At 75.1% G+C, this 18,324-nt stretch carries 16 protein-coding genes; all 16 read left to right on the forward strand.

Going from position 1 to position 18,324, the window contains the following annotated elements:
* The first annotated feature begins 18 nt into the window (after window positions 1-18).
* The 16 genes from rpe (at window position 19) to whiA (ending at window position 18,308) form a co-directional block, all read left to right on the forward strand.
* On the forward strand, window positions 19-717 hold the full coding sequence (gene rpe, locus HH311_RS07705) for a ribulose-phosphate 3-epimerase (RefSeq protein WP_169183022.1): 699 nt from the start codon (window positions 19-21) through the stop codon (window positions 715-717).
* 112 nt (window positions 718-829) lie between these two features.
* Window positions 830-1,477, forward strand: coding sequence for a riboflavin synthase (locus tag HH311_RS07710; RefSeq protein ID WP_312029991.1), 648 nt, complete (start codon window positions 830-832; stop codon window positions 1,475-1,477).
* Window positions 1,474-2,748 carry a bifunctional 3,4-dihydroxy-2-butanone-4-phosphate synthase/GTP cyclohydrolase II gene (locus HH311_RS07715; protein WP_312029992.1) on the forward strand — a complete coding sequence of 425 codons (1,275 nt, stop codon included), beginning with the start codon at window positions 1,474-1,476 and terminating at the stop codon, window positions 2,746-2,748. Before HH311_RS07710 ends, HH311_RS07715 begins: the two co-directional genes overlap by 4 nt.
* Entirely contained in the window at window positions 2,745-3,251 is a 507-nt protein-coding gene (gene ribH, locus HH311_RS07720; protein WP_169183023.1) for a 6,7-dimethyl-8-ribityllumazine synthase, read from the forward strand. The genes HH311_RS07715 and ribH overlap by 4 nt, the downstream gene beginning before the upstream one ends.
* The gene (locus HH311_RS07725; protein ID WP_312029993.1) at window positions 3,248-3,754 is read left to right on the forward strand and encodes a PH domain-containing protein; all 507 of its coding nucleotides are present in this window, start codon (window positions 3,248-3,250) and stop codon (window positions 3,752-3,754) included. The genes ribH and HH311_RS07725 overlap by 4 nt, the downstream gene beginning before the upstream one ends.
* Window positions 3,755-3,767: 13 nt before the next feature.
* Window positions 3,768-4,784 (forward strand): quinone-dependent dihydroorotate dehydrogenase, encoded by a 1,017-nt coding sequence (locus HH311_RS07730; RefSeq protein WP_169183024.1) that lies wholly within the window; start codon window positions 3,768-3,770, stop codon window positions 4,782-4,784.
* 105 nt (window positions 4,785-4,889) lie between these two features.
* Window positions 4,890-5,582, forward strand: a complete 693-nt coding sequence (locus tag HH311_RS07735; protein WP_169183025.1) for an HAD family hydrolase — start codon at window positions 4,890-4,892, stop codon at window positions 5,580-5,582.
* Window positions 5,583-5,681: 99 nt separating this feature from the next.
* Window positions 5,682-6,137: a Rieske (2Fe-2S) protein gene (locus HH311_RS07740; protein WP_169183026.1), complete on the forward strand. Its 456-nt coding sequence runs from the start codon at window positions 5,682-5,684 to the stop codon at window positions 6,135-6,137.
* Between the two features lie 2 nt (window positions 6,138-6,139).
* The gene (locus HH311_RS07745; RefSeq protein WP_169183027.1) at window positions 6,140-9,322 is read left to right on the forward strand and encodes a DEAD/DEAH box helicase; all 3,183 of its coding nucleotides are present in this window, start codon (window positions 6,140-6,142) and stop codon (window positions 9,320-9,322) included.
* Window positions 9,312-10,193: an SWIM zinc finger family protein gene (locus HH311_RS07750; RefSeq protein ID WP_169183028.1), complete on the forward strand. Its 882-nt coding sequence runs from the start codon at window positions 9,312-9,314 to the stop codon at window positions 10,191-10,193. Before HH311_RS07745 ends, HH311_RS07750 begins: the two co-directional genes overlap by 11 nt.
* 10 nt (window positions 10,194-10,203) lie before the next feature.
* The gene (locus HH311_RS07755) at window positions 10,204-10,929 is read left to right on the forward strand and encodes a PIG-L deacetylase family protein (RefSeq protein WP_312029994.1); all 726 of its coding nucleotides are present in this window, start codon (window positions 10,204-10,206) and stop codon (window positions 10,927-10,929) included.
* A gap of 1,466 nt (window positions 10,930-12,395) precedes the next feature.
* Window positions 12,396-12,941 carry a MarR family winged helix-turn-helix transcriptional regulator gene (locus HH311_RS33175; RefSeq protein WP_169183029.1) on the forward strand — a complete coding sequence of 182 codons (546 nt, stop codon included), beginning with the start codon at window positions 12,396-12,398 and terminating at the stop codon, window positions 12,939-12,941.
* A gap of 124 nt (window positions 12,942-13,065) precedes the next feature.
* Entirely contained in the window at window positions 13,066-15,099 is a 2,034-nt protein-coding gene (uvrC, locus tag HH311_RS07765) for an excinuclease ABC subunit UvrC (RefSeq protein WP_169183030.1), read from the forward strand.
* 25 nt (window positions 15,100-15,124) lie between these two features.
* A complete protein-coding gene (rapZ, locus tag HH311_RS07770; RefSeq protein WP_169183031.1) occupies window positions 15,125-16,024 on the forward strand; it encodes an RNase adapter RapZ in 900 nt (299 codons plus the stop codon).
* On the forward strand, window positions 16,021-17,313 hold the full coding sequence (yvcK, locus tag HH311_RS07775; RefSeq protein ID WP_312029995.1) for a uridine diphosphate-N-acetylglucosamine-binding protein YvcK: 1,293 nt from the start codon (window positions 16,021-16,023) through the stop codon (window positions 17,311-17,313). The genes rapZ and yvcK overlap by 4 nt, the downstream gene beginning before the upstream one ends.
* On the forward strand, window positions 17,304-18,308 hold the full coding sequence (whiA, locus tag HH311_RS07780) for a DNA-binding protein WhiA (RefSeq protein WP_169183032.1): 1,005 nt from the start codon (window positions 17,304-17,306) through the stop codon (window positions 18,306-18,308). Before yvcK ends, whiA begins: the two co-directional genes overlap by 10 nt.
* Window positions 18,309-18,324 lie beyond the last annotated feature (16 nt).

Raw genomic sequence — 18,324 nt, forward strand, 5'->3', positions numbered from 1 at the left:
CGGAGGCCGTGCGCCACAATGGCCGGCGTGCCCGCCCCGCTGATCGCGCCCAGCATCCTCTCGGCCGACTTCTCCCGGCTGGCCGACGAGGCGGCGGCCGTCGAGGGTTCGGACTGGTTGCACGTCGACGTCATGGACGCCCACTTCGTGCCCAACCTGACGATCGGGCTCCCCGTCGTCGAGAGCCTCCTGCAGGCCACCGACATCCCCCTCGACTGCCACCTGATGATCGAGGACCCGGACCGGTGGGCCCCGCCCTACGCCGAGGCCGGCGCCCACAACGTCACCGTCCACGCGGAGGCCGCGCGCGACCCGCGCCGGATCGCGAAGGACCTGCGGGCCGCCGGCGCGCGGGCGGGGCTGTCGGTGAAGCCGAACACGCCGCTCGAGGACTGGCTCGAGGTCCTGCGGGACTACGACACGCTGCTCGTCATGAGCGTCGAGCCGGGCTTCGGCGGGCAGAGCTTCATGCCCGAGGTGCTCGACAAGGTCCGCACCGCCCGCCGGCTCGTCGACACCGGGCACCTCACCGTGCTCGTGGAGATCGACGGCGGGATCGGGACCGACACCGTCGAGCAGGCCGCCGAGGCGGGCGTGGACTGCTTCGTCGCGGGCAGCGCGGTCTACGGCGCCGAGGACCCCGGCCGGGCCGTCGAGGCGCTGCGCGGGCAGGCCGCCCACGCGTCGCCCCACCGCCGGGAGACGACGAGGGAGTAGTGGCCGGTCTCACCGCGCGTGCCGCCCGGGGCAGCGGCACGGGTGGGGGAGGTCGAGGATGATGCAGGCATCGACCGTCGTTGTGCGTGGTAGTCGATCAGGCAGGAGCGCCGTGTTCACCGGGATCGTGGAAGAGGTCGGCGAGATCGTCGACGTCACCCCGCAGGAGGACGCCGCACGCCTGCGCATCCGCGGTCCGCTGGTGACCTCCGACGCCCGCCCCGGCGACTCGATCGCCGTCAACGGCGTCTGCCTCACGGTGGTCGACCCGTCCGACGGCAGCTTCGGCGTCGACGTCATGGGGGAGACGCTGCGGCGCTCCAGCCTCGCCGGCGCGTCACCCGGCACGACGGTGAACCTGGAGCGCGCCCTGTCCGCGTCCGCCCGGCTGGGCGGGCACATCGTGCAGGGCCACGTCGACGGGACCGCCACGCTCGCCGGGCTCGAGCCCTCGGAGCACTGGACGGCGGTGCGGTTCAGCACGCCGCGGGAGCCCGACGGCGGCGTCGGGCTGGCCCGCTACATCGTGGAGAAGGGGTCGATCGCGGTCGACGGCGTGAGCCTCACCGTCACCGGGGTCGACGACGACGGATTCTCGGTCGGGCTCATCCCGACCACGCTGGCGGAGACCACACTGGGGTCCCGGCAGGTCGGGGCGACGGTGAACCTCGAGGTGGACGTCCTGGCGAAGTACGTCGAGCGCCTCCTCAGCGCGAACGCCGCGGGAGCGGGAGCAGGCATGGAGGGGTCGGGAGCGTGAAGCACGTGGACGGCTTCGAGCACATCGAACGTGCGGTCGCGGACATCGCGGCGGGCAAGGCCGTCGTCGTCGTCGACGACGAGGACCGCGAGAACGAGGGCGACCTGGTCTTCGCCGCCGAGAAGGCGACGCCGGAGCTCGTCTCCTTCATGGTCCGGTACACGTCCGGATACATCTGTGTGCCGCTGACCGGCGAGTCCTGCGACCGGCTGGACCTGCCCCCGGCGCACTCGATCAACCAGGACCGCCACGGCACCGCCTACACGGTCTCGGTCGACGCCCGCGAGGGCATCGGCACCGGGATCTCGGGCACCGACCGGGCGCGCACCATCCGCGTGCTCTCGGACCCGGCCTCGACCGCCACCGACCTGTCGCGCCCCGGCCACGTCGTGCCCCTGCGGGCCCGCGAGGGTGGCGTGCTGCGCCGGCCCGGCCACACCGAGGCGGCGGTCGACCTGGCCCGCCTCGCCGGGCTGTCCCCGGCCGGCGCGATCTGCGAGATCGTCTCGCAGAAGGACGACGGCGACATGGCCCGCTACGACGAGCTCGCCGTCTTCGCCGACGAGCACGACCTCGCGATCATCACCATCAAGGACCTCATCGCGTACCGGCGCCGCTCGGAGAAGCAGGTCGCCCAGGTCGCCCACGCCCGGATCCCCACCGACCACGGCGTGTTCACCGCCTACGGCTACGACTCGCTCCTCGACGGCATCGAGCACATCGCGCTCGTGTACGGCGACCTCGGCGACGGCGACGACGTCCTGGTCCGCGTGCACTCCGAGTGCCTCACCGGCGACGTGCTCCGGTCCCGCCGCTGCGACTGCGGGCCGCAGCTCGACGCCGCCATGGCCGCGGTCGCCGAGGAGGGCCGCGGCGTGGTGCTCTACGTGCGCGGGCACGAGGGCCGAGGGATCGGGCTGATCCACAAGCTGCAGGCCTACCAGCTGCAGGACGCGGGGGCGGACACCGTCGACGCCAACCTCGCGCTCGGCATGCCCGCCGACGCGCGCGACTACGGCACCGGTGCCCAGATCCTCGCCGACCTCGGCATCCGCTCGATGCGCCTGCTCACCAACAACCCGGAGAAGCGCGCCGGGCTCGAGGGCTACGGTCTGGAGATCCTAGGCCGGGTGGCGCTGCCGGCCCGGGCCACGCCCGAGAACCTGCGCTACCTGCGCACCAAGCGCGACCGCATGGGCCACGATCTCGAGGGCCTCGACGCCTACGAGGACGGGCTGGTCAACAGCGAGGGGACGAGGTCGGGCGCATGAGCACCCAGGGACGGCCCGAGATCGAGACACCCGACGCCACCGGCCTGCGCCTCGGCATCGCCGCCACGCGGTGGAACGCCGACATCGTCGACACCCTCCTCGAGCGCGCCCGGCTCGCCGCCGACCGCGCCGGGGTCGTGGAGCCGACGGTCGTCCGCGTGGCCGGCGCGATGGAGCTCCCGGTCGTCTGCCAGGGCCTCGCGGCGGGGCACGACGCGGTGGTCGGGCTCGGCGTCGTGATCCGGGGCGCCACCCCGCACTTCGACTACGTCTGCGACGCGGTCACCGCCGGGCTGCTGCGCGTCGGGCTCGACGAGCGCACCCCGGTCGGCAACGGCGTGCTCACCGTCGAGACCGTCGAGCAGGCCTGGGAGCGCGCCGGCACCCCGGAGTCGAGCGAGGACAAGGGCTTCGAGGCCGTCGTCGCGGCCCTCGACTCCGCGCTCACCCTCGGGGTGCTCCGGGACGGCGCCCGCCGCACGCCGGTGGGGTTCGCGCGGTGAGCACGCCCGGGGGCGAGGCGCTGCGCTCCGTCGTCGTGCCGCCGGAGGACCTCGACCTCGGGCCCGTCGAGCTCGAGATCCGGCCCCGCCGCATCCGGTGGGTGGCGTGGATCGTCGCGGTGCTGGTCTTCGCGTTCTTCACCACCGGCGCGCTGCTGGTCTACGTCAAGTCGGCCGGCTTCAACTTCCGCCCGGCCGACCAGGTCGCGATGGTCGTCCTCGGGCTGCTCCTGGCGGGTGCGACGCTGCTGCTCACCCGGCCGCGGCTGCGCGCCGGCCGCGGCGGCGTCGAGGTGCGCGCCACGATCCTGACCCGCCGGGTCGCGTGGGCCGACGTCGTCGCGGTGAGCTTCCCCGACGGCGCCCAGTTCGCCCGGCTCGACATCCCCGACGACGAGTACCTCGTGGTCTCCGCGATCCAGGCCGTCGACAAAGAGCACGCCGCGCGGGACATCGGCCGGCTGCGGGAGCTGCACGCGCGGTACGGGACGCCGCTGTCGTGATCCCCTCCCGGCCGTGACGCTGTACGACGCGCTGTTCCGCCACGTGGCCGTCCGGGTCCCCGCCGAGCGGACCCACCGGATCGGGCTGCGGGCCCTGCGGGCGGCGACGCCCGTCCTGCCGCACCGTGTGCCGGGGCCCGCGCTCGCGGTGTCCGCGATGGGCCTCGAGTTCGCCTCGCCGCTCGGGGTCGCGGCCGGCTACGACAAGGACGCCGAGGGGGTCCGCGGGCTGGCCCGGCTGGGCTTCGGCGCCGTCGAGATCGGCACGGTCACCGCCCGGCCGCAGCCCGGCAACCCCCGCCCACGGCTCTTCCGGCTGCCCGCCGACCGGGCGCTGGTGAACCGCATGGGCTTCAACAACGCCGGGGCCGACGCGGTCGCGGCCCGGCTCGCCGCCCTGCGTCGTGAGGGGCCCCTGGGCACCGTGCTCGGCGTCAACATCGGCAAGTCGAAGGCCGCGACCGGGCCCGACGAGACCCTCGCCGACTACCGCTGGTCCGCCCGCACGCTCGGGCCGTACGCCGACTACGTCGTCGTCAACGTCTCCTCCCCGAACACCCCCGGCCTGCGCGACCTGCAGGGCGTCGACGCCCTCGAGCCGCTGCTCGCCGCGGTGCGCGAGGAGATCGGCCCGACGCCGCTGCTGGTCAAGATCACCGCGGATCTCGACGACGACGGCGTGGACGCGGTCGCCGACCTCGCCGTCGGCTCCGGCCTCGACGGCATCGTCGCGACGAACACGACGGTCTCGCGGGCCGGGCTCGCGTCCCCGGCCGAGGTGGTCGACGCCGCCGGTGCCGGGGGGCTGTCCGGCGCGCCGCTCGTCGAGCCCGCGCGGGCGGTGCTGGCGCGGCTCGTGGAGCGGGTCGGCGGGCGGCTGTGCCTGGTGTCGGTCGGCGGGATCGACTCGGCGGCCGAGGCCCGGCGCCGGCTCGAGGCGGGGGCGACGCTCGTGCAGTCCTACACCGGCTTCGTCTACGGCGGCCCCGCGTGGCCGGGGCGGGTCAACGCGGAGCTCGCCGCGGGCTGAGTCGTGCGGCCGGGGCCGGGTGTGTGCGTCCCGCGGTCAGGTCCCGCGGTCGGCACGCGGCCGCCGACGCGCCGCCGGGCCCCACGCCCGGCACGATGGGCAACCGTGACCGCGCCCCAGATCGCCCCGGCCCGGCGTCCGAAGGTCGTGCTCTTCGACCTGTTCGAGACCTGCCTGCAGCTCGAGGGCCTGCGCCCCCGCTTCACCGCGCTCGGGCGTCCCGGGACCGACCTCGAGCTGTTCTTCGCCCGGCTGCTGCACCAGGGGATGGCGATGACGCTGGCGGGGGAGGCGCCGCCGTTCCGGACCGTCGCCACCGACATGCTCCGGCGCACCAGCGGTCGCGACCTCACCGACGACCAGGTCGGCTCCGTGCTCGACGGGTTCCGCGAGCTGCCGGCGCACGACGACGTCCGGGACGCGTTCACGCTGCTGCGCGACGCCGGCGTGCCCGCCTACGGCTTCACCCACGGCTCGGCCGCGACCGCGTCGGCCGCGCTCGAGGGCGCCGGCGTCCGGGACCTGCTCGTCGACGTGTTCTCGTGCGAGGAGATCGCGTCGTTCAAGCCGCCGCGAAGGGTGTACGACTTCGCGGTCCAGCGGGTCGGCGGCGAACCGGCCCGGACCGCGCTCGTGGCGGTGCACTCCTGGGACGTGCACGGCGCGCTCGCGGCGGGGCTGCTCGGCGGGTTCTGCGAGCGGCTCGAGGGCCGGGTCCCCGCCGCCGTGCTCCGCCCGCACGTCGTGGCCCCGGCGCTCGACGACGTCGTCGCGGGCCTGCTCGCCCTGCCGGAGTAGCGTCGGGAGCCTCTCGGGTGCCTGACCGGCGCCCCATGCCCGTCGAGGACGATCGGCGGGGTCCGTCACGCCCCGCCCGAACCACGGAGGTCCCTCCCCGTGACCCGTGAGACCCCGTCCAGCCCCGCCCCCGCCCCGGACGTCGCGGCCGGGCCCGGCCTGACCCGTCGTCGGGCGCTGTGCGGCCTCGTCGTCGCGCTCGCGGCGCCGGGCGTGCTCGCCGCGTGCTCGTCCGACGGCGGCGCCTCGGCGCCCGCGCCGCCCCCCGGCGGGACGCCGGTGTCGTCGATCCCGGTCGGCGGCGGCACCGTCGTGCAGGGCCCGAACGGCCCGGTCCTGCTCGTGCAGCCCACGGCGGGCACCGTCAAGGCCTACAGCGCGGTGTGCCCGCACCAGGGCGTCACCGTCGACCCGCCCGTCGACGGCACGATCACCTGCCCAGGCCACGGCAGCCAGTTCGCGGCGGCCACCGGCGCGCTCGAGAAGGGCCCGGCCGAGACCGGGCTGACCCCGGTGTCGACGCGGGTGGTCAACGGCGCGGTGCAGTTCGCCTGACCATGCTCGCTCTGCACGCCGCGTGGTCGCCGGGCCGGGGGATCTGCCTCTGGGCCGAGGACCCGGCGCGCGGCGTGCGAGGCACGAGCCGGGCCCGGGGAGCGCGGCCGCACCCGTTCGCGGCCGACCACGGGCAGCTGCACGGGGTCGCGGCGGCGCTCGGGGCGACCGGGGCGGAGGGCCAGGCGGTCCTGCACCTGCCCTCGACCGGCGGTCCCGACGCGGCCGATCGGGCGCCACGGCCCTCGGCCGCGCTGGTCGACGACGCGGATTTCCTGCCACTGGATGCAAGCAACGACGCTTCGCTGGCAACGGGACCGGCATCCAGCCCGGCGGCCCTCGCCCCGTGGACCGTCCCCGTCCTCGAGCTCGACGCCAGGGCGCTCCTGCGCGCCGAGCCGCTCCCCGGTGAGGGCGCGGAGCTCGAGGTGCTGCGCGCGCTCGGCCGGTTCGCCGCCGACCTCGTCACCCGCGGCCGCGTCCTGCCCGCCCCCGACCCCGACCACCCCGACGACCCCCTCGGCTGGCGACCCGTTCTGCAGGGCCGCGACCTCGTCGCCGCCGACGCCTTCGCCGCCGCCCTCCCCCCGGCGGTCCGCGCCGAGGCCCTCGACGGTCGCCCGCTGCGGGACGGGGCCGGGCCCGACCCCGTCGAGGTCGTCACCGAGGCGCTCACCGCGTTCGTCGACGCCGAGGCCCGCCACCGCGCGGCCGGCATCGACGTGCCCGCCGACCTGCGCGACGCCGCCGCCGGCGGGGCGCTCGACGCCGGGCTGGCCCGCTGGGAGGTCGTCGGCGCCCCGCACGCGGGACCGGCGCGGGGGACGTTCCGGCTCACCGAGATCGTCGTCGACCACCTGGGCCACGCGGTCGAGGGCGAGGCCCGCTTCTGGCTGGAGTTCTCGCTGCAGTCCACCCAGGACCCGAGCCTGCGCGTGACCGCCGAGTCGATCTGGCGCGACGCCGGGGCGCTGCGCCGCTGGCTCGAGGACCCCAGCGAGCTGCTGCTCGCGGAGCTGGGCCGGGCGGCGAGCCTGTACCCCGAGCTCACCGACGCGCTGCGCGTCCCGCGCCCCACCGGCATGGAGCTCGACCGCGAGGGCACCCACCGCTTCCTGCTCGACGTCGCCGCCGACCTCGACCGCGCCGGGTTCGGGGTGCTGCTGCCGAGCTGGTGGTCGAGGCCCGCCCGGCTCGGTCTCACCGCGAACGCCGAGGGCACCGCGACGCCCGACGGGGTCGTCGCCACCCCGGGCCGGCTGCGCCGCGAGGAGCTCGTCGGGTTCTCGTGGCGGCTCGCGGTGGACGGCGAGCCCCTCTCCGACGAGGAGATGCGCGCCCTCGTGCACGCGAAGGCCCCGCTGGTGCACCTGCGCGGGCAGTGGGTGGCGGTCGACCGGGAGCGGCTGCGCGCCGGTCTGGAGTTCCTCGACCGGGCGCCCGCCGAGGCCACCGTCGGCGACGTCCTGGCTCTCCACTCGACCTATCACGACGACCTGCCCCCCGAGTGGGCCGCGCCGCTGCCGGTCGAGGACGTCACCGCCGGGGGCGCGCTGGGCGAGCTGCTCTCCGGCGCCGCCGAGTCGCACCTCGCGCTGCTCGACGACCCGCCCTCCCTCGAGGCCACGCTGCGCCCCTACCAGCGGCGCGGGGTGTCGTGGCTGGCGTTCCTGGCCGGGCTGCGCGTCGGCGGGGTGCTCGCCGACGACATGGGGCTCGGCAAGACGCTGCAGGTGCTGGCCCTGGAGGCGCACGAGCGGGGTCCCGACGGTGCCGCGGCCCACCCGCCGCCCGACCGCCCGACGCTGCTCGTCGCGCCCACGTCCGTCGTCGGGACCTGGCAGCGGGAGGCCGCGCGGTTCGCCCCCGGGCTGCGGGTCACGGTGCACCACGGCGCGGGGCGCGCGAAGGGCGACCTGACCGAGCTCCTCGCCGACGCCGACCTCGTCGTCACCTCCTACGGCACCCTGACCCGCGACATCGCGGCGCTGTCGGGCTCGCGGTACCACCGCCTCGTGCTCGACGAGGCCCAGCTGGTCAAGAACAACCGCTCCCGGGCCGCGCGGGCGGTGCGGGCGATCGACGCCGAGCACCGGCTCGCCCTGACCGGCACGCCCGTCGAGAACCGGCTGGCCGAGCTCTGGTCGATCATGGACGCCGTCAACCCGGGCCTGCTGGGCACCGTCACCGCGTTCCGCGACCGGTACGCCGTCCCCATCGAGCGCCACGGTCGCACCGACGTCGCGCTGCGCCTGCAGACAGCGGTGCGGCCGTTCCTGCTGCGCCGGGTCAAGACCGACCCCGCCGTCGTCGACGACCTCCCGGACAAGATCGAGACGATCGAGCGCTGCCCGCTGACCGCGGAGCAGGCGTCGCTCTACCAGGTCGTCGTCGACGAGATGACCGAGACGCTGCACGGCATGGAGACCGCGGGGAAGGACATCGAGCGACGCGGCAAGGTCCTCGCGGCGCTGACGAAGCTCAAGCAGGTCTGCGACCACCCCGCCCTGCTGCTGCACGACGGGTCCCCGCTCGCCCGCCGCTCCGGCAAGCTCGCCCGGGTCGAGGAGATCGTCGCCGAGATCCTCGCGGCCGGCGAGAAGGCACTGCTGTTCACGCAGTTCACCGAGTTCGGGGACATGCTGGCGCCGCACCTCGCCGCACGGTTCGGGGTCGAGGTGCTCTGGCTGCACGGCGGCACGTCGCGGCGCGCCCGGGACCGGATGGTCGAGGCGTTCCAGGACCCGTCGGGCGGCCCGGACGGCGGTGGGGGCCCGCCGCTCTTCCTGCTCTCGCTCAAGGCGGGCGGGACGGGCCTCACGCTCACGGCGGCCCAGCACGTCGTGCACCTGGACCGCTGGTGGAACCCGGCCGTCGAGGACCAGGCCACCGACCGCGCGTTCCGCATCGGCCAGAAGCGCACCGTGAACGTCCGCAAGCTGATGTGCGGCGGCACCGTCGAGGAGCGCATCGACGACCTCATCGCCGGCAAGCGCGTGCTCGCCGGCCAGGTCATCGGCTCGGGCGGCGACGACCCGGACTGGCTCACCGGCCTGTCCACCGACGAGCTCCGCCGCATGGTCGCCCTCGACGACCCCGCCGGGGAATCCGAGGACGAGGCGGACGACGAGGCCGACGAGGCCGGGGCCGACCTCGACGGGGAGGAGGATCCCGGTGCCGCTTGAGCCCCCACCGCGGCGGCAGCCGTTCCGGGAGAAGTTCGCCGACCCCGACGACGGCCCGCGCGACTTCTCCGAGTACGGCAAGCGCATCGCCGTCGAGGGCGGGCTGGCCGCGAAGAGCCGGCGCGGGGCGATCGGGGAGTCGTGGTGGTCGGGCCGCTTCCTGGCGGTGCTCGAGAAGCTCGGGGTCGGCGGCCGCCTCACTCGCGGGAAGACCTACGCGCGGGCCGGCCAGGTCATCGACCTCGCGATCGATCCCGGCGAGATCGTCGCGACGGTGCAGGGCAGCCGGGCCGAGCCCTACCGCGCGCGGATCGGGCTCAAGCGCTTCGCCGACGAGGCCTGGCAGGCGGTGGAGGAGGCCTTCGCCCGCGACTCCTGGTACGCCGCCTCCCTGCTCGGCGGCACCGTGCCCGACGACCTCGAGGACGTCTTCGCCTCCGTCGGCCTCTCGCTCTTCCCGACGGGGGCCCGCGAGATGCCGATGGACTGCTCCTGCCCCGACTGGTCCGTGCCCTGCAAGCACCTCGCGGCGGTCGCCTACCTGGTCGCGGAGCGGTTCGACGACGACCCGTTCCTCATCCTGCGCTGGCGGGGCCGGGACCGGGCGACGCTGCTCGCGGGTATCCGGTCCCACCGCGACGACGTCGAGCCCACGGTGACCCCGCTCGCCGGGGTCCTCGACCGGTACTTCGCCACGGCCGGGCCCCTGCCCGACACGGTCACCGCCGCCGCCGACCCCGGCCGTTCCGAGGCGCTGCTCGACGAGATGCCGCCGCTCGGGGTCCTGGTCGCCGAGGACGGCGCCGACGGGATCGACGCCCGCGAGGCGCTCCGGCCGATCTACCGCCGGTTCGGCGCGACGAACGGGTAGAAACGACCCCGTGGCCCGCATCCTCATGATCGCCGCGCACCCGGACGACATCGACTTCGCCAGCGGCGGCTCGGTGGCCCGGTGGGTGTCCGAGGGCGACACCGTCGACTACTGCATCTGCACCGACGGCGACGCCGGCGGGTACGACGAGTCCGTCGGGCGCGTCGAGATGGCGGAGCTGCGGCACAAGGAGCAGCGGGACGCGGCCGACGTCTACGGCGTCTCCGAGATCGACTGGCTCGGCCACCCCGACGGCCGGCTCTACGTCACCCACGAGCTCCGCCGCGACATCAGCCGCTCGATCCGGAAGCACCGCCCGGACCGCGTCGTCATCCCCTCGCCGACCCGCCAGCTGCGCAACCTCTACGGCAGCCACCCCGACCACATCGCCGCCGGCGAGGCGGCCATGTGCGCGGTCTACCCCGACGCCCGCAACCCGTTCGCCCACCCCGAGCTCCTCGCCGAGGAGGGCCTCGAGGCGTGGACGGTCCCCGAGACGTGGATCTCCAGCCCGGGCGAGGGCGCGGACACCTACGTCGACATCACCGACTTCATCGACGCCAAGGTCCGCGCGCTCAAGGCCCACGTCAGCCAGACCGCGCACATGGCCGACCTCGCCGAGCGCATGCAGATGTGGGGATACGCGCAGGCGAAGGCGGCCGGCTGGTGCGAGGACGGGACCCCGGAGGACGAGCGCCGCTTCGCCGAGGGGTTCATCGTCCTCGACACGAAGTAGGTCGACCTCGCGGGTGAGTGCGGCGGCCGCACGCGACCTGCGCGCACTCCACCCTGGCCCCGGCCTTCGGTCCCGCCGGAACCTGCGCGCGGCGCACACATTGCGACCGCAGCCGCGCGTGGCGCGCACACGGCCTCGACTCGGGGGCACGGTGCGCGCAGGTGCTCGAGCGCGATGCGGTAGAGGCGGCGAGGTGCGGGACGTCGTCGAAGCCCAGGGCGGGCCCGGGTCGATGACGATCAGTGTCCACGTCGGCTGGTGGACGTCGGGCATCCGCGAGGGTCAGGGGTCGGCCGGCACCTGCGCGCGGCGGGCACGGTGCGCGGGCCGTCTCCTGGGTCCGCCGAGCCCCACGGGTCGCTCGGCGCCCCCCTCGCGAGCCGCTGCCGTGCGAGGGAGTCGCTGCGCGTCGAGCGGATCTCCGTGCGGCGGATGAGGACTCCTTGGTCATCGTCGGGCTCCACCCGCCGGCCTCGGTGCGCGGGCCGTCTCCCGGGTCCGCCGAGCCCCACGGGTCGCTCGGCGCCCCCCTCGCGAGCCGCTCCCGGGCGTGGGAGTCGCTGCGCGTCGAGCGGATCTCCGTGCGGCGGATGAGGACTCCTTGGTCATCGTCGGGCTCCACCCGCCGGCCTCGGTGCGCGGGCCGTCTCCTGAGTCGGCCGAGTTTCCGAGGGTCGCTCGGCGCCCCCTCGCGGGCCGTTCCCGTGTGGGAGTCGCTGCGCGTCGAGCGGATCTCCCTGAGGCGTGTGGCGGCTCCCTGATCATCGTCGGGGCCCCACTCGACGGGCACGATGCGGGGGCCGTCTCCTGAGTCGGCCGAGTTTCCGAGGGTCGCTCGGCGCCCCCCTCGCGAGCCGCTGCCGTGCGAGGGAGTCGCTGCGTGTCGAGCGGATCTCCATGAGGCGTGTGACGACTCCCTGATCATCGTCGGGCCCCCACGCGCCGGCCACGTCCAGCACCAGCTCCGAATTCGAGGACCCGGCGTCGGTAGTCCCCCAACAGCCGACCCACCGGGCGCTGGCTGCCGGCGGTGGACGTCGTGCGGGGCTGGTCGGGTGTGTTCGACGGCCGGCCCGGTGTGTGCGTGGCGCGCGGGTCCCCCGGGGACCGTGCTCCCGCGGCGGCGGAGTGTGTGCGCGCTGCGTCGGTGTGCTGGAGGGCTTGCTCGTCGCCTGGCCGAGTGTGTGCGTGGCGCGCGGGTCCCCTGGGGGCGGTGCGCGGCCGGCGGCGGAGTGTGTGCGCGGCGCGTCGGTGTGCTGGAGGGCTTGCTCGGCGGCCGGCCCGGTGTGTGCGTGGCGCGCTGGTCTCCTGGGGGCGGTGCCCGGCCGGCGGCGGAGTGTGTGCGCGCCGCGTCGGTGCGCCCGGGACCGAGCCCGACGAGTGACGGGTGCGTTCCACGGACCCCGTCCACGCGGAAATCCCCGAACCGCGCACGACGACCCTTGTCGATCTCTACCGTCGCGGGTGTGGGAGAGGTCGACGCGGAGCGGCAGGCCGCGAAGGACCGCGCGGAGAACGCGGAGTTCGCGACCGCCGTGGTGGACCGGCTGCTGGGGCTGGTCGGGGAGTTCCTGCGGGCGGATGCGGCGGAGCTCGGGCTGGACCCCTCGATGCTCGCGGTCCTGGACGTCCTCGGGATCGTCTCGCCGGTGTCGGTCGCGACGCTGGCGGGCCGGTGTTCCCTGAGCCACGCGGCGACGGCGCGGGCGGTGGCGCGGCTCGTCGAGCAGGGGTACGCCGAGCGGGTCACCGACGAGGGCGACGGACGCAGCACCTGGTGGGTCGGGCGCACCGCCCGGGGCGACGAGACCCTCAGGTCCGGCCGGGCGCGGCTGCGCAGTGATCTCGAGTACCTGGCGGCACAGCTCCCGTCCGCCGACCGGCTCGCGGTCCTGCACGCCCTGCCGCTGATCGAGGCCGTGCTGGTCCGGCACACACACCGTCGGCAGGAGTCGCGGTGGCGCGAGACGCAGTACCGGCGATGGCAGGAGCGCCGGCGCGAGCGGGCGTGAGATGTCGAGCCGACACGCCGTGATGCAAGTGTTTCCGCACGAGACACGCCGAACGACACGCCGATACCACTCGCATGGGTGCACGCCGACACGCTGAGCGGACACGCCTACGCTGGGCCTCGCCATGGCCGATCCGAGTACCTACCGCCCCGCCCCGGGAACCATCCCGGAGGCGCCTGGTGTCTACCGGTTCTCCGACGCGGACGGCCGCGTGATCTACGTCGGCAAGGCCAAGAACCTCCGCTCGCGCCTGAACTCCTACTTCGCCGACCTCGCCGGGCTCCACCCGCGGACGCGGCGCATGGTGACGAGTGCGTCGGCGGTGCAGTGGACGGTCGTCGGCACCGAGGTCGAGGCCCTCCAGCTCGAGTACAACTGGATCAAGGAGTACGACCCGCGGTTCAACGTCCGCTACCGCGACGACAAGACCTACCCGGTGCTCGCGGTGACCCTCAACGAGGAGTACCCGCAGCTCAAGGTCTACCGCGGCCCGCGTCGCAAGGGGGTCCGGTACTTCGGCCCCTACGCCCACGCCTGGGCGATCCGCGAGACGCTGAAGCTGCTCACCCGGGTGTTCCCGGCCCGCGTGTGCTCGCCCGGCGTGTTCAAGCGGCACGGGCAGATCGGCCGGCCGTGCATGTTCGGCTACATCGGCAAGTGCGCCGCACCGTGCGTCGGCCGGGTGTCCGCCGAGGAGCACCGCGCGATCGTCAACGACTTCTGCGACTTCCTCGCCGGCCACACCGACCAGCTCATCGACCGCATCGAGAAAGAGATGCAGGCCGCATCGGCCGACATGGACTTCGAGCGGGCGGCGCGGCTGCGGGACGACGCCGGGGCGCTCAAGCGGGTCGTCGAGAAGCAGGCGGTGGTGCTCGGCGACGGGACCGACGCCGACGTCGTCGCCTTCGCGCTCGACCCGCTCGAGGCCGCCGTCCAGGTCTTCCACGTGCGCGGCGGCCGCGTGCGCGGGCAGCGCGGCTGGGTGGTCGAGCGGGGCGAGGAGGACGACCTCCAGGTCCTCGTGGGGCAGTTCCTCTCGCAGTTCTACGGCGAGCAGGCGGCCCTGGCGGGCTCGGCCGACGACGCGGTGCAGCCGGTGCCCCGCGAGGTGCTGGTCCCCGCACTGCCCGAGGACCACGCGGCGCTGACGCAGTGGCTGTCCGGGCTGCGGGGGAGCCGGGTCAGCGTCCGGGTCGCACAGCGCGGCGACAAGCGCACCCTCGCCGAGACCGTCGAGCGCAACGCCAAGGAGGCGCTCACCCAGCACAAGCTCAAGCGCGCCGGGGACCTCACCGCCCGCAGCGCCGCCCTCGAGGAGATCCAGGAGTACCTGGAGCTGGACTCGGCGCCGCTGCGCATCGAGTGCACCGACGTCAGCCACGTCCAGGGCTCCGACGTCGTCGCGAGCCTCGTGGTGTTCGAGGACGGCCTGCCGAAGAAGTCGGACTACCGGCGGTTCGCGATCCGCGGCGGGGCCGAGGGCGGCGACGTCGCGGCGATCGCGGAGGTCGTCCGCCGACGGTTCGCGCGCTACCTGCGGGAGACCGCGGAGGAGGACGCGCACGACCCGACCGAGACGTCCTGCGCGGGGGAGACGGCCGATGGCTCGCCGGCCTCGGGCGAGCTCGACCCGGCGCAGATCGACGGCCCGCTCCCGGGCATCGACCCGACGACCGGGCGCCCCCGCAAGTTCGCGTACGCGCCGAACCTCCTCGTCGTCGACGGCGGGGCGCCGCAGGTCGCGGCGGCGCAGGAGGTGCTGTCGGAGCTCGGGATCACCGACGTCGCGGTGTGCGGTCTCGCGAAGCGGCTCGAGGAGGTGTGGCTGCCCGGGGAGGAGGCCCCCGCGATCCTGCCGCGCACCTCGGAGGCGCTCTACCTGCTGCAGCGCGTGCGCGACGAGGCCCACCGCTTCGCGATCACCTACCACCGCCAGAAGCGGTCGACGCGGATGACGGCGTCCGCGCTCGACGGCGTCCCCGGGCTCGGCGAGACCCGGCGCACGGCGCTGCTCAAGCACTTCGGGTCGGTGAAGAAGCTGCGGGCGGCGTCGGTCGAACAGATCACCGAGGTGCCGGGCGTCGGCCGGCGCACCGCCGAAGCGGTGCTCGCGGCGCTGGGCGAGGAGACGACGAGCCAGGGAGAGGCATCGTGAGCGCTGCGAGGCGGGGGGCCCGCGGATGAGCGCACCCGACGAGACCGAGGGGCCGGAGGGGGGCGTCGAGGTCGCGATCGTCACCGGCGTGTCCGGGGCGGGTCGCAGCACCGCGGCGAAGGTGCTCGAGGACCTCGGCTGGTTCGTCGTGGACAACCTGCCCCCGGAACTGCTGGAGACCGTCGTCGACCTCGGTGCCCGTTCGAAGGGGCAGGTGACCCGGATCGCGGTCGTCATGGACGTCCGCAGCCGGGCCTTCACCGCCGACCTGGGCGCCGCGCTCAAGGAGCTCGACACCCGGGGCGCCCGCCCGCGGGTGGTCTTCCTCGACGCCGACGACGCCGTGCTCATCCGCCGCTTCGAGTCCAACCGCCGCTCGCACCCGCTGCAGGGCGACGGCCGGCTCGTCGACGGCATCGACGCCGAGCGGGAGCTGCTGGCCCCGCTGCGCGACCTCGCCGACCTCGTCGTCGACACCTCGAACCGCTCGGTGCACGAGCTGCGCAAGGCCGTCGAGGAGGCGTTCCACGAGAGCGCCGCCGCGGTCGGCTCCACGGTCACGGTGCTCTCGTTCGGGTACAAGCACGGGCTGCCCGCCGACGCCGACCTCGTCGTCGACGTGCGCTTCCTGCCCAACCCGCACTGGATCCCCGAGCTGCGCGAGCACGACGGGCGCGAGGCCGTCGTCAGCGACTACGTGCTCTCCCAGGAGGGCGCCGAGGAGTTCCTGGAGGCCTACCTCGCCCTGCTGCGCCTGGTCGGGGTCGGGTACCGCCGCGAGGGCAAGCGCTACCTCACCGTCGCCGTCGGCTGCACCGGCGGCAAGCACCGCAGCGTCGCGATCGCCGAGGAGCTGGCGCGGCGGATGGCCGGCGAGGACGGGGTGCGGGTGACGGTGTCGCACCGGGACGTGGGGCGCGAGTGACGGGGGGAGACGAAGCGGAGCGGAGCTCGGCCGGTCGAAGGGGAGACGAAGCGGAGCGGAGCTCGACCGGTCGACGGGGAGACGAAGCGGAGCGGAGCTCGACCCGTCGGCCGTCGAACGGGGCCAACGGCTCCGCCGTCCCGGAGGACCCCGGCTCGCCGTTCCGGGCGACCGCGCTCGGCGGCGGCCACGGCCTGCACGCCACCCTGCGGGCCCTGCGCCGGCTCACCGACGACGTCACCGCCGTGGTGACCGTCGGCGACGACGGCGGGTCGTCCGGCCGGATCCGCCGCGAGCTGGACATCCTGCCGCTCGGGGACCTGCGGATGGCGCTGGATGCCCTCGCCGAGCGCGAGCACCCGGGCCCGACCGACCCGTCGAGGTGGCGGAAGGCCTTCGAGCACCGCTTCGGCGGCACCGGGGCGCTCGCGGGGCACGCCGTCGGCAACCTCGTGCTGGCCGGCCTGCTCGACGTCCTCGGCGACCCGGTCGCCGCCCTCGACGAGGCCTGCCGGCTGCTGGGGCTACGGGGACGGGTGCTGCCGATGAGCCCGGTGCCGGTCGACATCGAGGCCGACGTCACCGGGCTGGGCATCTCGGCGAGCGCGGGCGGGAGCGGCGGCGACGCCGACGGCGACGTCGCGCACCGGATCCGCGGCCAGGTGGCCGTCGCGACGACGCCGGGGCGGGTGCGGCAGGTGCGCCTCGTCCCGCGCCGGCCGAAGGCGTGCCCCGAGGCCGTGGCGGCGATCCGCACGGCCGACGTCGTCACCCTGGGGCCCGGCTCGTGGTTCACCAGCGTGATGCCGCACCTGCTGGTGCCGGAGCTGTTCACGGCGCTGACCGAGACCGAGGCGCGCCGGGTGCTGGTGCTCAACCTCGCGCCGCAGCCCGGCGAGACGGCGGGCTTCTCGCCCGAGCAGCACCTCGACGCGCTGGCCGAGCACGCGCCGCGGCTGCGCCTGGACCTCGTGGTCGCCGACCCGGAGGCCACCCCCGAGCCGGACCGCCTGCGCCGCGGCGCCGAGGCGTTCGGCGCCGAGATCTTGTTCACCGCCGTCGGCGAGCCCGGCGGCGCCCCGCGCCACGACCCCGTGGCCCTGGCCGGGGCACTGCGCGAGGCGGCGGGCAGTGCCGCCTCGCGTGACCGCGTTCCACCGGACGAGTGGGACGCGCGTGTCGACGAGTGGGGGAGCGGCGCCCGGCGCCGCTTCGGGGCCGGAGACGTGTTCTTCACCCCGACCGGCGACGCGCGACGCTACGAGGAGGAGGATCTCCGGTGGCCATGACCGCTGCGGTGAAGGACGAGCTGAGTCGGCTGTCCGTCACCAAGACCTGCTGCCGGCGGGCCGAGGTGTCGGCCCTGCTGCGCTTCGGGGGTGGGCTGCACATCGTCAACGGGCGGGTCGTCGTCGAGGCGGAGCTCGACACCGGCAACGCGGCCCGGCGGCTCCGTCGGGAGATCCACGAGCTGTACGGGCACCAGCCCGAGGTCCACGTGCTCTCCCAGGGCAACCTGCGCAAGGGCACGCGGTACGTCGTGCGGGTGGCCACCGACGGTGACTCGCTGGCCCGCCAGACGGGCCTCCTCGACCCGCGGGGCCGCCCGGTGCGCGGGCTGCCACCGCAGGTCGTGTCCGGCGGCGTGTGCGACGCCGAGGCGGCGTGGCGCGGCGCGTTCCTCGCGCACGGCTCGCTGACCGAGCCCGGTCGCTCGTCGGCGCTGGAGATCACCTGCCCGGGCATGGAGGCGGCGATGGCGCTGGTCGGCGCCGCCCGGCGTCTCGGGGTGGCCGCGAAGGCGCGGGAGGTGCGCGGGGCCGACCGGGTGGTGGTCCGCGACGGCGACGCCATCGGTGCGCTCCTCACCCGCATCGGCGCCCACTCGTCGGTGCTGCAGTGGGAGGAGCGCCGGATGCGGCGCGAGGTCCGCGCGACCGCGAACCGCCTGGCCAACTTCGACGACGCCAACCTGCGCCGGTCGGTGAAGGCCGCCGTGACCGCGTCCGCCCGGGTCAACCGGGCCCTGGAGCTGCTCGGCGACGAGGTGCCCGACCACCTCATCACCGCCGGCCGGCTGCGGGTGCAGCACGAGCAGGCGTCCCTCGAGGAGCTCGGCCAGCTCGCCGACCCGCCGATGACGAAGGACGCGGTCGCCGGGCGGATCCGCCGCCTGCTCGCGATGGCCGACAAGAAGGCCAAGGACATGCGCGTCCCCGACACCTCCAGCGCCGTGACCGCGGAGATGGAGGAGATGGTCGAGGTCCCGGCCGGACGGGAGTAACGCGGCTCACGGTCAC

Origin of the sequence: Actinomycetospora sp. TBRC 11914 (assembly GCF_012933465.1) — a bacterium.
In the GTDB taxonomy this organism is placed as follows: Bacteria; Actinomycetota; Actinomycetes; order Mycobacteriales; family Pseudonocardiaceae; genus Actinomycetospora.